The sequence below is a fragment of the Hyphomicrobium sp. genome, from assembly GCF_047600905.1.
Taxonomy (GTDB): Bacteria; Pseudomonadota; Alphaproteobacteria; order Rhizobiales; family Hyphomicrobiaceae; genus Hyphomicrobium_B.
This window is the reverse complement of record NZ_JASGKD010000001.1, coordinates 2346121-2361075: the sequence shown is the minus strand read 5'-3', so window position 1 is coordinate 2361075 and position 14955 is coordinate 2346121. Positions and strand designations below refer to the sequence as shown.

The window sequence follows — 14955 nt, the reverse complement described above, 5'->3', positions numbered from 1 at the left end:
GCGGGAACTTGGCAGCAAAAGACATCGCGTTCCTGACAGGCGCATCGGGGTTCGTCGGATCCGCCGTCGCGCGCAGACTGATCGACGAGGGATTTTCTGTTCGCGCACTTGTCCGCAAATCGAGCAACCGCGCCAATGTCGCTGGTGTCGATCTCGACATCATCGAAGGCGATATTCGCGACGCGCAACTCGTCGAAAAAGCCGTGCAGGGCGCGCGTTATGTGTTCCACGTTGCCGCCGACTACCGGCTATGGGCGCCCGATCCGCAGGAGATCGTTCGCACCAACACTGAAGGAACGCGCGCCGTGATGGATGCGGCGCTGAAGGCTGGCGTCGAACGCGTCGTCTACACCTCGAGCGTCGCCACGCTTCGCCTGAGCGACGATGGCACGCCATCCGATGAAACCATGCCTCTTTCGGAGGAGGCCGCCATTGGCGCCTACAAGAAGAGCAAGGTTCTGGCGGAACGGCTCGTCGAACGCCTTGTCGCCAACGAGAATTTGCCCGCGGTTATAGTTAACCCATCGACGCCGATCGGTCCGCGCGACGTCCGTCCGACGCCGACGGGTCGAATTGTTGTCGAAGCGGCGATGGGCCGGATGCCCGCCTATGTCGAGACCGGCTTGAATTTGGTCCATGTCGACGACGTCGCCAACGGCCACGTTGCCGCCTTGAAGCGGGGGCGAATTGGCGAGCGCTACATTCTGGGGGGCCAGGACATGACGCTCGGGCAGATGCTTGCCGAGATAGCGCGTTTGGCGGGCAGACGTCCGCCGACGATCAAGCTGCCGCGTTCGTTGATCTATCCGTTCGCCTATGGCGCGGAGGCAGTTGCCCGCCTAACAGGACGAGAGCCCTTCGCCACCGTCGATGGTCTGCGCATGGCAAAGTACAAAATGTTCTTTTCATCCGCCAAGGCGGAGCGCGAACTCGGCTATCATGCGCGTCCGGCGGTTGAAGCCCTTGATGAGGCGTATCGCTGGTTCAAGAGCGCAGGATACCTGACGTGACCGCCCTTGATCTCATTGCCGGCATTGGCCTTGCCGCCTGGGCATATCTGATCGTTGCCAACGGCGGGTTTTGGCTTTGCAGCGAACGCGAGGAACTGGAACAGGGCAAATATGCCGAGCCGAAAATTTGGCCGCGCATCACCGCCGTCATCCCCGCGCGCGACGAAGCCGATATGCTCCCTGGCTCTTTAACTTCGCTTGTGAAGCAGGATTATCCGGGCGAATTCTCGATCGTCCTCGTTGATGACCAGAGCACCGATGGCACCGCCGATGTTGCCAGGACCATCGCCGCAGCCTCAAATCGCGACGTCGAGATCGTGCGCGGCGCGCCTCTTCCGCCACGCTGGACAGGCAAGGTCTGGGCAATGCACCAGGGCATCGCCGCAGCATCAGCTGTCGCGAATCCGCCCGACTATTTGCTCCTGACCGATGCGGATATCGGATACCTCCCAGGCGTTTTGAAATCCTTGGCGGTCGGTGCGTCTGCAAACCATCGCGCGATGACTTCGGTGATGGCGAAGCTCAAATGCGAAAGTCTCGCGGAGCGGTGGCTCGTACCGGCATTCATCTTCTTCTTTCAGATGCTTTACCCTTTCCGCCGGGTCAATCGTCCGGCCGATTGCACCGCGGCAGCCGCAGGCGGCTGCATGCTGGTCGAACGCGCGGCGCTCGAACGTGCAGGCGGCATCGGCGCGATCCGCGGCGCGCTCATCGATGATTGCGCGCTCGGAAAACTGTTGAAAACACAGGGGCCAATTTGGCTTGGCCTATCTGACAGAGTGATCAGCCTGCGCGCCTACGAGACATTCGGAGACATTCGCCGAATGGTTGCGCGATCCGCATACGCCCAATTGCGCTATTCGCCGATTTTGCTTGCAGCGACTGTCGTTGCGATGGCTGTGATATATATCGCGCCGCCCGTTCTGGCTGTATCCGCCGCCTCTCCCGCGAATATGCTCGCGGCCGCGACGTACCTCTTGATGTTTCTCGCTTATCAGCCGACGTTGCGCTTTTACAACCGTTCGCCAATTTGGGGCTTTGGGTTACCACTTATCGCAATGGCCTATGTGGGTTTCACGCTAGATTCGGCGTATCAGCATATGCGAGGTCGGGGCGGCATGTGGAAGGGTCGCGTCCAGGCCGAAGTAGGACGGCAATGACGGTCGATACGAAATACAAGTCCGGCAAGTCCGAAGGTGACGAGAACTTTCCCGTCGCCTCGCGGATGATTGCCGCCAGGTATCGCGCGCCGATCCTCGCCTTCTATCGCTTCGCACGCGCCGCCGACGACGCTGCCGACCATCCGACGCTCGATGCACAATCGAAGCTTTCGATCCTCACCGCGCTCGAAGAAACGCTACTTGGCCGTTCGGACGCTGCGGCAGACGCGATCCCGCTTCGCGAAGAACTCGCGCTCCGAAATCTGAGCGCGCAGCACGCGCTCGATCTTCTGAAGGCATTTCGTCAGGACGTGACGAAACGGCGTTACCAGTCGTGGGAAGAACTCATCGACTATTGCCGCTATTCGGCCATGCCCGTCGGCAGGTTCGTCCTCGATGTCCACGGCGAGCCAAAATCGACGTGGCGGCATTCCGATCCTTTGTGCGCCGCTCTCCAAGTCATCAATCATCTGCAGGACTGCGCCAAGGATTACCGATCGCTCGACCGCGTTTATATTCCGTTGGACGAATTGTCGTCGCGCGGTCTCGGCGTCGAAGCCTTGGCTTCACCACGGTCCTCCGCCCAATTGCTGGACTGCATCCGCGCGCTCGCCGACCGGACAAAGTCATTGATGCCGGAAGCCCGCTTACTGCCCTCAAGCGTCGCGGACTTGAGGCTCGCAGCTGAAACGGCCGCGATCGTCGAACTCGCGCGCAAGCTGATCGCGATCCTTAAAATCCGCGATCCGCTGGCGGAGCCCGTACATCTTTCAAAATCGCAGGCGGTGATGATCGCAATGCGCGCCGCCGCCGCAACTTTTGCGAACCGCGCTGTTGCGCGCTTTGCGTATTCGAAGTCGACGGGGATGATGCCGCATGAGCGCTGAAGTCGATACGCTGGCCACCGACGAAATTCCGGCCGCGGCAAGCAGCTCATTCTATGCCGCGATGCGCGTGCTACCGCGCTCTCAGCGCGACGCGATGTATCACGTCTATGCCTTCTGCCGCGCCGTCGATGATGTTGCCGACAATGGTGGCTCGCGCGAGGTTCGCCATGCCGACCTGGAACTCTACCGCTCCGACATCCAGCAGCTCTACGCCAACGGCCGCGTGACGCCGCGAACGCGCGATCTTCTCGGCCCGATCCGAGAATACGGACTTCTAAAGGACGATTTCATCGCCGTGATCGACGGCATGGAAATGGATATCGTCCGCGATCTTCGGGCGCCGGAATGGAAAGTGCTCGACCTTTATTGCGATCGCGCTGCTTCTGCGGTTGGGCGCCTGTCAGTCCGCATTTTCGGTATGGACGAAGAGCCCGGCATCGAACTGTCTCACAACCTCGGGCGCGCCTTGCAGCTGACCAACATTCTTCGCGATATCGACGAAGACGCCGCCTTGGGCCGTCTCTATCTGCCGAAGGAAGCGTTGCGCGACGCTGGCATCGCCGACACGTCGATCGATGCCATCCTCGCCCACCCGGCGCTCGATCGCGTCTGCCGGGGAATCGCCGAGACGACGCGGAGATATTACGATCGCTCCGAAGCGATCATGGCCCATGCGCCGCGCCGGACCGTGCGCTCGCCGCGCATGATGGCGACCGTCTACCGCGGCATTCTCGAAAAGCTTATCGCGCGCGGTTGGAAAGCGCCGCGCGTTGACGTGCGCCGCTCGAAACGCACCGTGATCTGGGCGGTCCTGCGTGACGGCATTTTCTGAATGACCGCCGGCACTATCCACATCGTCGGGGCCGGTCTTGCCGGCCTCTCGGCGGCGGTTGCGATAACCAGTAAGGGGCAGAAAGTCATCGTCCACGAGCTTGCGCGTCACGCCGGTGGCCGCTGCCGCTCGTATTTTGAGCCTGCGCTTGGAATGACGATCGACAACGGCAACCATCTGCTGCTGTCGGGAAACTCCGGCGCGCTCGCGTTTCTCGACACGATCGGCGGCAAGCATCTCCTCGACGAACCGCTGCACGCCGAATTCAACTTTATCGATCTCGCAAGCAACGAACGCTGGGTTCTCCGTCCGAATGATGGTCCACTGCCGTGGTGGATCTTCGCCAAGAACCGGCGTGTCCCGGGAACGGCTGCGCTCGATTACATCCGCCTTGGCTCTCTCTTGAACGGGTCTGCCCTCGCAACTGTCACGGATAAGATCGACGCCAATTCGTTGCTTTACAAGCGGCTGATGGAGCCGGTCCTTCTCGCCGCGCTGAACTGCGATCCGAAGGAAGGCTCGGCGCAGCTCGCGGCAGCCGTTATTCGCGAGACGTTGGGACGAGGCGGCAAAGCCTGCCGTCCGCTCTTTGCAGCAAACGGGCTTGGCCCGGCGTTGGTCGATCCAGCGCTTTCCTTCATCACTCGGAAAGGCGGCGAGTTTCGCTTCGACCACGCGCTCCGTGCAATCGAGCGGTCTGACGCCCGTGCGCGCGCGCTGCAATTCTCCGACGAAACGATTGAGCTTGGTCGCGACGATCACGTCATTCTCGCGGTGCCGGCGTGGGTCGCACGCACGCTTGTGCCGCAAGTGTCGGTGCCGACCGAATACCGCTCGATCTTCAACGCCCACTTTGCGCACCCTTCACCGAAAGACCTGCCGAAGATCACCGGCGTCATCAACGCGACGACCGAATGGCTGTTTGCGTTCGAGAACCGATTATCCGTCACGGTAAGTTCGGCTGATCGCTTCAATGAAGCCGAGCGCGAGCCGCTTGCCCGGCAAATCTGGTCCGAGATTTCCACGATTGCGGGTATCGATGCCGAACTGCCGAAATGGCAGATCGTCAAAGAGCGTCGTGCGACATTCGCAGCGACACCGGCTCAGAACGCCCTGCGGCCAAGCGCCGGGACCCAGTGGAAAAACCTCTTCCTCGCCGGGGACTGGACCGCAACCGGACTGCCCGCGACAATCGAGGGCGCGATAAGATCCGGCGAAACAGCCGCCAATCTGGCCCTGGCCGCCTAACTCTGATACGACGCTCGGACGCTTGGAGTGCCGACATGAATTTCGAATCTGCAACACAGTCCGCTCGCCTCGCTTCCGAGATAACTGCGCGCGAATCCACGCCATCCGACATCGAAGGCGCAATTGCTGCCGCAAAGCATGCGCTGTTGGCGCTTCAGCGCGACGACGGCCATTTCGTTTTCGAACTCGAAGCTGACGCCACGATCCCGGCCGAATATGTCCTGATGCGTCATTATCTCGCCGAGCCCGTCGATGCGGAACTCGAGCGCAAGATTGCCAATTATCTCCGCCGCATTCAGTCGGGCGACGGCGGTTGGCCTCTGGTCCACGATGGCGCATCGAATATCAGCGCCAGTGTCAAAGCCTACTTCGCGCTGAAGATGATCGGCGTTGGTATCGACGAGCCTTATATGAAGAAGGCGCGCGGCTGGATCCTTTCACAAGGCGGCGCCTCTCACAGCAACGTCTTCACGCGCAATCTGCTCGCCCTGTTTGGTGCCATTCCGTGGACCGGTGTTCCCGTCATGCCGGTCGAGATTATGGTGTTGCCGCGCTGGTTTCCGTTTCACATCGACAAGATTTCCTACTGGGCGCGGACTGTTCTTATCCCGCTCACAGTATTGAACGCGCTGAAGCCCAAGGCGCGCAATCCGAAAGGCGTCGGCATCTCCGAGCTTTTCACCATTCCGCCGGACCAAGTGAAAGTGTGGCCGAAGGGGCCGCATCAGAAATCACCATGGTCGGAAATCTTTGGCGGCATCGACCGCGTCCTCCGTGTCACCGAACCGTTCTTTCCGAAATCGGTGCGCAAGAAGTCGATCGACAAGGCAGTCGCCTTCGTCGATGAGCGCTTGAACGGAGAGGATGGCTTGGGCGCGATCTTTCCGGCGATGGTCAATGCGCTGCTCGTCTACGATGCACTCGGTTATTCGAAAGACCATCCGAACTACAAAACGGCGCGCGGCTCGATCGAGAAGCTTGTCACCGTCAACGGCGACGAAGCCTATTGCCAGCCATGCCTGTCGCCGGTTTGGGATACGGCGCTCTCGGCCCACGCCCTGATGGAAGTCGGCGATGCCGAGACGGAAGCTGCGTCCGACCGCGCTCTCGAATGGCTGAAGCCGCTGCAGGTGCTTGATACCGTCGGCGATTGGGCTGCGACGCGTCCGAACGTGCGCCCTGGCGGCTGGGCATTCCAATATGCAAATCCGCATTATCCCGATACCGACGACACCGCCGTCGTCGTCATGGCGATGGATCGCGCCCTCGGCCGCATGCCGCAGTCCGATAATTCGTATCGCGAAGCCATTTCGCGGGCGCGCGAATGGATCGTCGGCATGCAAAGCAAGAACGGCGGCTGGGGAGCCTTCGACGCCGACAACACCTACGAATATTTGAACCAGATCCCGTTCTCCGATCATGGCGCTTTGCTCGATCCGCCGACCGCCGACGTCACGGCACGCTGCGTTTCCATGTTGGCGCAACTCGGCGAGCGTCGCGGCAACAGCTACGAACTCGACCGCGCCATCGATTATCTCGAGCGCACGCAGGAGAAAGACGGAAGCTGGTATGGCCGCTGGGGCTTGAACTACGTCTATGGGACGTGGTCGGTGCTGTGCGCGCTCAATGCCGCTGGCGTCCCCGCATCCTCGACCGTCGTTCGAAACGCGGTGACCTGGTTGCTCGCCATCCAAAACAGCGACGGCGGCTGGGGAGAGGACAGCGAAAGCTATGCGCTCGATTACAAGGGTTACGAACCGGCGCCCAGCACGGCATCACAGACGGCGTGGGCGATTATGGGCCTGATGGCCGCCGGTGAAATCGACAACCCTGCGGTCAAGAAGGGCGTCGCCTATCTCACCTCTACTCAAGGCGAAGACGGCTTCTGGAACGAGAAGCGATTCACGGCAACGGGCTTTCCGCGCGTCTTTTATCTTCGTTATCACGGGTATTCGAAGTTCTTCCCGATGTGGGCGCTCGCCCGCTATCGCAATCTGAAGACGTCGAACACCAAGGCCGTGCTTGTCGGGATGTAATGTGGTTTCAGGCTTCGTCATCGCCGCGACCGGCCTCAAAGCCGAGGCCCGCATCGCGGAGCGCTCGCCGGGCGTCAAAGCCGTCATCGGCGGAGCCCGCGAAGACCATCTCGCGTCTGTCCTGACGCAATCAATCGGCGATGGCGTTACCGGGCTCATCAGCTTCGGAATAGCGGGCGGACTACGACCCGGCCTCAAGCCCGGAACGATCGTCATCGGTACGTCGGTGGTTCATAGCAGCGGTCGAATCTATTCATCCGATGCGCGCTGGAGCGACCGGCTGTTCGAAGCCCTCCCGAACGCCGAGACGGGACCTGTTGCCGGCTCCAGCACGATCATCGCCAACCAGGTTGAGAAGCGCGCGATCTATCTCTCGTCCGGAGCGTTCGCCGCCGATATGGAAAGCCACGTCGTGGCGCAGGTCGCAACCGACCGTGGCCTGCCCTTCGCTGTCTTGCGCGCAGTTGCCGATCCCGCGACGCTGAGCCTGCCGCCCGCAGCGGTCAACGGCCTCAATCCCGATGGCTCGCCCAATATTTCGGCGGTGCTGAAATCGCTCGCGACACAGCCCGGCCAGCTATGGGACATCGTCCGCATAGCGGGCGCGACGCGTCGCGCGATGAAGAGCTTACTCCGCTGCCACCGGCTTCTGGGCCCGGGCCTCGGCGGCGCTGATCTCGGCTAGCTTGTTCTCGACGTGGCGCGAGAACACGAACTCGGCCGGTCGCTGTTTATCGAGCGCGATCTCCGGAGCCATCGGCCCGTCCGTCTTGACGCCGCGGAGCGCGACGGCCGCGATCTTCCACGGCTTCTTGACGGCATCCATGACGGCAGTCGCCTCAAAGCCGGAATGCACCATGCAGTCGGCGCATTTCTCGTAATTGCCGGTGCCGTACTTGTCCCAGTCCGTGCTTTCCATCAGCTCTTTGAAGGTCTTGGTATAGCCCTCTCCCAGCAGATAGCAGGGCTTCTGCCAGCCGAACACGGTTCGCGTCGGGTTGCCCCAAGGCGTGCAGTTGTAAGTCTGGTTCCCCGCCAGGAAGTCGAGGAACAGCGCCGACTGGAAGAACGGCCACGCGCGACCACCCTTGCCGAGTTTGAAGATGTCGCGGAACAACTGCTTCGTTTTCGTCCGATTGAGGAAGTGCTGCTGATCCGGCGCGCGCTCGTAGGCATAGCCGGGCGAGATCGTGACGCCGCCGATGTCGAGCTTCTTCATCTCATCGAGGAACTTCGCGACCTGCTCGGCCTTGGCGTCACTGAAGAGCGTCGTGTTGATGTTGACGCGGAAGCCCTTCGCCTTTGCGACCTTGATCGCTTCGATGGCGCGATCATAGACGCCCTTCTGGCAGACGGAGCGGTCGTGCATCTCCTTGTCGCCGTCGAGATGGATCGACCAGTTGAAGTTCTTGTGCGGCTTATAGAGGTGGATCTTTTTCTCAAGCAGCAGCGCGTTCGTGCACACCGTGACGAACTTGCCCTTCTTCAACGCGCCCTCGACGATCTCCGGAAGCTCTTTATGCAGCAGAGGCTCGCCGCCCGCGAGCACCACGACAGGCGCACCGCATTCGTCCATCGAATGCAGCGCGTCGGCCACCGAGATGCGCTGGTTCAAAATCTTGTCGGGGTAATCGATCTTGCCGCAGCCCGCGCACGCGAGGTTGCAGCGAAAGAGCGGCTCCAGCATCAGCACGAGCGGATAGCGCTTATTCCCCCTGAGGTGCTGTCCGATGACGTAGGCACCCACAGACAAAGCTTGGTTTAACGGAATTCCCACCCCGACGGGCTCCTTCTAACGATCCCCGAAACAGCACTCATCCCGGTCATGATGCTTCGAGCAATTCAGGCGGAAGACGGAACGTTATCTTTTCCTCGATACCGTCCAGCGTTTCGATTTCAATTGGCCCAGTCTTACCTATTGCCGCAATCACGTCCTGGACAAGAACGTCGGGTGCCGAAGCTCCCGCCGTCACGCCGATTGTCTTCACCCCGTTGAGCCACGACAGATCGACTTCGCTGCCGTCAGCCACGAGATGACTTGGTACTCCGCATTCCGCTCCGATTTCCCTCAGGCGGTTTGAATTCGAACTGTTGCTTGCCCCGACGACAAGCAGAAGCTCGACATGCCGGCAAAGATCGCGGACAGCCGTCTGCCGATTTTGCGTCGCATAGCAGATGTCACGCGTTTCCGGCCCAATTACGTCCGTGAACCGCTTTTTGACAGCTTCGATCGTCGAGCGGGTATCATCCACGCTCAGCGTCGTCTGCGTGATGTAGGCCACCGGCGTATCATCGGGAAGATCGAGATTTGCGACATCTTCGCTGTTCTCGACAAGGTAAACGGGCCCGGAAATCCTCCCGAGCGTCCCCTCGATCTCGACGTGGCCGGCATGCCCGATCAGGATGACGGTGCGCCCGAGCGATGAATATCGCTGCCCCTGCTTGTGAACCTTGGAAACGAGCGGGCATGTCGCGTCGACGACGTTCAGGCGGCGCTGCTGCGCGTCGTCCTCGACGGCATGCGAGACACCGTGCGCGCTGAAGATCGTGACGGCGCCATTGGGTACGTCCGCCAAATCTTCGACGAAGCGGGCACCCTTGGCCTTCAGGCCTTCGACAACATGGCGATTGTGGACGATTTCGTGCCGCACATAAACGGGCCCATTGCGATGCGAGAGCGCGTGCTCGACGATATCGATGGCGCGCACGACACCCGCGCAAAAACCCCGGGGTTGCGCCAAGATAACCTTCATGCAGAAACCCCCGTTTTCTGCCAACGCGCCATCGCTTTCGCGAGCCGATGCCCTAATATCGCGCCTCGGAAACCCATGCCGGCCGAGGATCCAACTGCCGAATAAACCTGACATTACGCGCGAACTCTGTGGCAGGCAGCAGAGCCAGCGTCGCGTCGTTCATCCGGGCTGTATGACGTGTCTCAAAAGCAACACAAGCCTCGCGCTCCTTTGCCCGGCGGCTCGACATGACGGTCGTCCAAAGTGCAGTGGTTGGAGATCGACACTTGCTTACGAAGATCACGAAATCTGGCGCCGATGACTGATCGCGATCTCCGCTCCGCATGCGACACGAACGTGACGGCGGCCCGTGCATGATCGAGCGCGCCGTTGCCGCAATCGTCGCGGCAGCCGTGAGGCTGTCATGGCTCACGATCTTGCTGGCCCTCGGAGCAACCGCGGGCGCCATCTACTATGTCGCCCATAACTTCGCGATCACCACCGACACCAGCCAGCTGATCTCCCCGGAACTCGATTGGCGCAAGCGCGAGCGCCAGTTCGACGCTGCCTTTCCCCAGCACACCGACACGATCGATATCGTCATCGACGGCAAGACGCCCGAATTGACCGAAAGCGCGGCCGCTCGGCTGGCGACGGCGCTCAGCGAATCAAAGCCCGATCCGTTTGAAATCGTTCGGCGTCGCGACGGCGGCGCTTTCTTTGACAAGAACGGGTTGCTCTATCTGTCGCTTCCCGAAGTCCAGGATATCACCGCCGGTTTGATCAAGGCGCAGCCCGTGCTCGGCACGCTGTCCGCTGATCCGACGTTGAACGGCCTTGCAAGGGCACTCGCGCTCGTCCCTCTCGGCATCAAGGAAGACCGCGCCAAATGGATCGATTTCGAGAAGCCCTTGGCTGTTCTCGGCAATGCCATCGACGACATGCTCGCGGGAAAGCCCACATATTTCTCCTGGGGTGAGCTTTTGGCGGGAACCAAGCCTGCTCCCAGTGAGCTCCGCCGTTTCCTCGAAGTGAAACCGGTCCTGAATTATTCCGATTTGCAGCCTGGCGCCGATGCGACGGATCTCATTCGCGCCACTGCCAAGCGATTGGGACTAACACCGGACAACGGGGTGCGCGTTCGCCTGACAGGCGCCGTGCCCATGGCCGACGAGGAATTCGGCACCGTTGCAGAGGGCGCGGCGCTCAATACCAGCATCACCATAGCCGCCGTCCTTTGCATTCTCTGGCTTGCGCTGCGATCCGGCAAAATCATTTTTGCCGTTCTTGTCGGGCTCTTCTCGGGTCTGGCGATAACGGCCGCGCTAGGCCTCTATCTTGTCGGCGCCTTGAACCTCATTTCCGTTGCCTTCGCCGTTCTGTTCGTCGGCATCGGCGTCGATTTCGGCATCCAGTATGCCGTTCGCTATCGGCATGAGCGCTTCAGCCGGCAGGGCCTGCGCGACGCTCTCGTGGTGGCGGGACGTAACGCGGGAAAGCCGCTCGCGCTTGCAGCGGCTGCCACCACGGCGGGATTTTATTCCTTTCTCCCGACCGACTACAGCGGCGTATCCGAACTCGGCCTCATCGCCGGTAGTGGAATGATCGTCGCCTTCTTGACCAGCATCACGTTGCTCCCGGCACTGCTCAAGGTGCTCAATCCACCCGGCGAACTTCACGACGTCGGCTATCAGTGGCTTCGACCCGCCGATCGCTTTATGGCCAGGCATCGTCATATCATTCTGGCGCTGACTGCGCTGGGCGTCGTTGCCGGCCTGCCTTTGCTGACGAGGCTCGAGTTCGACTTCAATCCGATCAACCTTCGTTCCGCCAAGGTCGAATCGGTCTCGACATTCAATGACTTGATGCGCGACCCCAATACCGCGCCAAACACTATCGAAATTCTGACGCCCAACCTCGACGCCGCAAAAGCACTCGCTGCAAAGCTCGATAAGCTGCCGGAGGTCGACCGCACGGTCACGCTCGCGAGCTTCGTTCCCAACCATCAGGACGAAAAGCTCGCGCTTATTCAGGATTGCTACGATCTGATCGGCCCGACCATCGAGCCGGACGAGATTCTACCCACGCCCACGGATGCCGACACTCGGCAGACGCTGCTCGATACCGCCAAAGACTTCGAAGATGTCAGTAAATTGCCGGGCGCTTCGCCGCTCGCCGCACACATGGCAAGCACGCTGCGCCAGCTCGCCGCCGCGACGCCGGAAGTTCGAGCCAAGATCGGTGCCACGCTCCTCGACGGCATGAAGCTTCGCCTGTCGCAGATCCGCGCCGCATTGAAAGCCGAACCGATCACGCTGCAAAACCTGCCGCCTGAAATCGTCGCCGATTGGATGACGTCCAACGGCCGCGCGCGCGTCGAGGTCGGCCCCAAAGGAGACGGCAATGACAACGCCAATTTGCGCCGCTTTGCTCAGGCTGTTCTCGCTGTCGATCCGCAGGCGACGGGCGTTCCCATCCTCATCCAGGAATCGGCCAAGACCGTCGTTCGCGCTTTCATTCAGGCAGGATTGCTGGCATTTGTCTCGATCACGCTCATTCTATTCGTCGCGCTGCGCCGTGTGACGGACGTACTGCTGACACTCGTGCCGCTGCTGCTCGCGGGCGTGGTGACGCTCGAACTGTGCGTGCTGCTGAAACTGCCGCTCAACTTCGCCAATATCATCGCCCTGCCGGTACTTCTGGGCGTCGGCGTCGCCTTTAAAATCTACTACGTTTTGGCTTGGCGTCAGGGCGAGACGAGCCTGCTCGCATCGCCGCTCACGCGCGCCGTCATGTTCAGCGCGATGACGACGGCGGTAGCGTTTGGAAGTCTGTTCTTCTCGAGCCATCCAGGTACATCGAGCATGGGCGAACTGCTCGCGCTGTCGCTCGTCACGACGCTCGCGGCAGCCGTTCTCTTCCAGCCGATCTTGATGGGCCCGCCACGGCAAGTCGCGGCCGGCGAAGACGAAACGCCACCGCACTCCGCCCCACCTCTCTGACGTCATGCCGACGCAGGGCCTGCACCGGCGAAGGCCGGGGTCGGCACCCAGACAAGTGTCATCATCCTGTTTGTTGAGGCTTGACGGGATCCCGGCCGTCGCCGGGATGACGGTGGTGGGTTGGCGTTAACTGCGAAGCAGAAGAACGGAAAAAAACTTATCCCCGCTCTCTGAACCTCCCGCATACTTCTCTCATCTTCCCGCGCTCAACAAAGGGCATGAGCTCGTGCCGCGAGACGTGGGTGGGAAGAGCATGTGGGGCCGCGCGGAGAAATCGGTATGCCGCGGGTTCGCTGCCTGCACGCTTGGGCCTCTTGAGGAGGCGGCGTGGTGAAACGCTTCTTGCATCGGGATGCGGGAGCGGATGGCGGGTTCGACGGCTCAGGGATCGCTTCGAAAGAAACGATCCGCACTCATACGAGAGGCTCCGGACATATGGGCCGGGGACGAGGCGGAGAGTTGGCATGTGCGGGGCGGCAATGGTCCGCATCCCCAATCAAAAATACAAAGCGCGAGGCCGTGCCGTCCCGCCCCTTTGTTGTTTGGTGCACCCAACTCGCGTTCCGCGAGTCGGCCGGTTGCGCTTATGTGAAGTTGTCCGCGCCCAACGCAAAAGATCAGGCCGCCGCGCTGCGGCGCTCGCGCAGGAACTGGAAGAACTCGACGCCTTCGCGAAGACGACGCTTCATCATGTCCTTCTCGGTCAGCATCTCCCCAACGATCGAGGCGATCTTCGGCACCCGGAAATAGAACTTGCGATAGAAGTCTTCGACCGACGAGAAGATCTCGGTATGCGACAGTCCCGGATAGTGCAGCGGCGCGATCTGGATTCCGTTGGCGTTGATGAGCTCGGCGTTGTCGACATCGAGCCAGCCATTCTCCGACGCCTGCTTGTAGAGGAATGTCCCCGGATAGGGCGCCGCGAGCGAAACCTGGATCGTGTGCGGGTTGATCCGCGTTGCGAACTTGATCGTCTCTTCGATCGTCTCTTTCGAATTCGCCGGGAAGTCCGAGGATGAAGGTGCCGTGGATCTTGATGCCGAGTTCGTGGCAGTCTTTGGTGAACCGCTCCGCGACCTCGACCCGCATGCCCTTCTTGATGTTGTGCAGGATCTGCTGATTGCCGCTCTCGTAGCCGACGAGCAGCAAGCGCAGGCCGTTGTCCTTGAGAACCTTCAAAGTCTCGCGCGGCACGTTCGCCTTCGCATTGCACGACCACGTCACGCCGAGCTTGCCGAGTTCCTTGGCGATCGCCTCCGCGCGCGGCAGGTCGTCGGTGAAGGTATCGTCGTCGAACATCAGCTCCTTCATCTGCGGGAACGCCTTGAGGATGTATTTCACTTCCTCGATGACGTGCCCGACCGAGCGCGTCCGGTAACGATGGCCGCCGACGGTCTGCGGCCACAGGCAGAACGTGCACCGGCTCTTGCAGCCGCGCCCCGTATAGAACGAAATGTACGGGTGCTTCAGGTAGCCGATGAAGTAATTCTCCATCACCAAGTCGCGCTTGTAGACCGGCGTCACGAACGGCAGCGTATCCATGTCGTGCATAACAGGACGATCTTCGTTGTGCACGATGACGCCCTGCGAATTGCGGTACGACAGTCCCTTGATGTCGCTCCAGGCCACGCCGTCGGCGACATCCTTGATCGTGAAATCGAACTCGTTGCGCGCGACGAAGTCGACGATCGGTGCGTCCTGCAAGCTTTCGTTGGATTGCACCGCGACCTTGGCGCCGATCAGCCCGACCTTGAGGTTCGGGTTGGTCGCCTTCATCGCCTCGATGACTTTGACGTCGGAATCAAACGACGGCGTCGAGGTGTGCAGCACCGCAAGATCGTAATCGCGCACTTGCGCCAGCACGTCCTGCAGGCTTGTGCGGTGAGGCGGCGCATCGATCAGCTTCGAATTCTCAACAAGCGCCGCCGGTTGCGCCAGCCAGGTCGGATACCAGAACGACTGAATTTCGCGGCGCGCCTGATAGCGCGAACCGGCTCCGCCATCGAAGCCATCGAACGAAGGGGCCTGCAGAAAGAGTGTGCGCATCT

At 61.0% G+C, this 14955-nt stretch carries 10 protein-coding genes and 1 pseudogene; 8 read left to right on the top strand and 3 right to left on the bottom strand.

The annotated features are described in order from the left end of the window. Positions 1–8 precede the first annotated feature (8 nt). The 7 genes from hpnA to QM780_RS11340 are packed head-to-tail and all read left to right on the top strand — an operon-like array spanning position 9 to position 7858. The gene (gene hpnA / locus QM780_RS11370) at positions 9–1010 is read left to right on the top strand and encodes a hopanoid-associated sugar epimerase (RefSeq protein ID WP_415070588.1); all 1002 of its coding nucleotides are present in this window, start codon (positions 9–11) and stop codon (positions 1008–1010) included. Next, complete coding sequence (locus tag QM780_RS11365) at positions 1007–2170, top strand: glycosyltransferase (protein ID WP_415070587.1); 1164 nt, start codon at positions 1007–1009, stop codon at positions 2168–2170. Before hpnA ends, QM780_RS11365 begins: the two co-directional genes overlap by 4 nt. Then, positions 2167–3057, top strand: a complete 891-nt coding sequence (gene hpnC / locus QM780_RS11360) for a squalene synthase HpnC (RefSeq protein WP_415070586.1) — start codon at positions 2167–2169, stop codon at positions 3055–3057. The genes QM780_RS11365 and hpnC overlap by 4 nt, the downstream gene beginning before the upstream one ends. Then, a complete protein-coding gene (gene hpnD, locus QM780_RS11355; RefSeq protein WP_415070585.1) occupies positions 3047–3889 on the top strand; it encodes a presqualene diphosphate synthase HpnD in 843 nt (280 codons plus the stop codon). The genes hpnC and hpnD overlap by 11 nt, the downstream gene beginning before the upstream one ends. Further along, positions 3890–5137 (top strand): hydroxysqualene dehydroxylase HpnE, encoded by a 1248-nt coding sequence (gene hpnE, locus QM780_RS11350; RefSeq protein WP_415070584.1) that lies wholly within the window; start codon positions 3890–3892, stop codon positions 5135–5137. 35 nt (positions 5138–5172) lie between these two features. After that, positions 5173–7173, top strand: a complete 2001-nt coding sequence (gene shc, locus QM780_RS11345) for a squalene--hopene cyclase (protein ID WP_415070583.1) — start codon at positions 5173–5175, stop codon at positions 7171–7173. Between the two features lies 1 nt (position 7174). Further along, positions 7175–7858, top strand: coding sequence for a phosphorylase (locus QM780_RS11340; protein WP_415070582.1), 684 nt, complete (start codon positions 7175–7177; stop codon positions 7856–7858). On the opposite strand, the gene hpnH is transcribed toward QM780_RS11340, so the two are convergent. Next, positions 7802–8950, bottom strand: coding sequence for an adenosyl-hopene transferase HpnH (hpnH, locus tag QM780_RS11335; RefSeq protein ID WP_415070581.1), 1149 nt, complete (start codon positions 8948–8950; stop codon positions 7802–7804). The two genes, QM780_RS11340 and hpnH, sit on opposite strands and share 57 nt — an antisense overlap. 46 nt (positions 8951–8996) lie before the next feature. Next, on the bottom strand, positions 8997–9926 hold the full coding sequence (gene ispH, locus QM780_RS11330; RefSeq protein ID WP_415070580.1) for a 4-hydroxy-3-methylbut-2-enyl diphosphate reductase: 930 nt from the start codon (positions 9924–9926) through the stop codon (positions 8997–8999). A 353-nt stretch (positions 9927–10279) separates the two neighbouring features. Here ispH and QM780_RS11325 point away from each other — a divergent pair, with 353 nt between their 5' ends. Further along, on the top strand, positions 10280–12907 hold the full coding sequence (locus QM780_RS11325) for an MMPL family transporter (protein WP_415072019.1): 2628 nt from the start codon (positions 10280–10282) through the stop codon (positions 12905–12907). A gap of 617 nt (positions 12908–13524) precedes the next feature. Here QM780_RS11325 and hpnJ read toward each other — a convergent pair. Then, positions 13525–14953 (bottom strand): annotated as a pseudogene (gene hpnJ, locus QM780_RS11320) (hopanoid biosynthesis associated radical SAM protein HpnJ). Positions 14954–14955 lie beyond the last annotated feature (2 nt).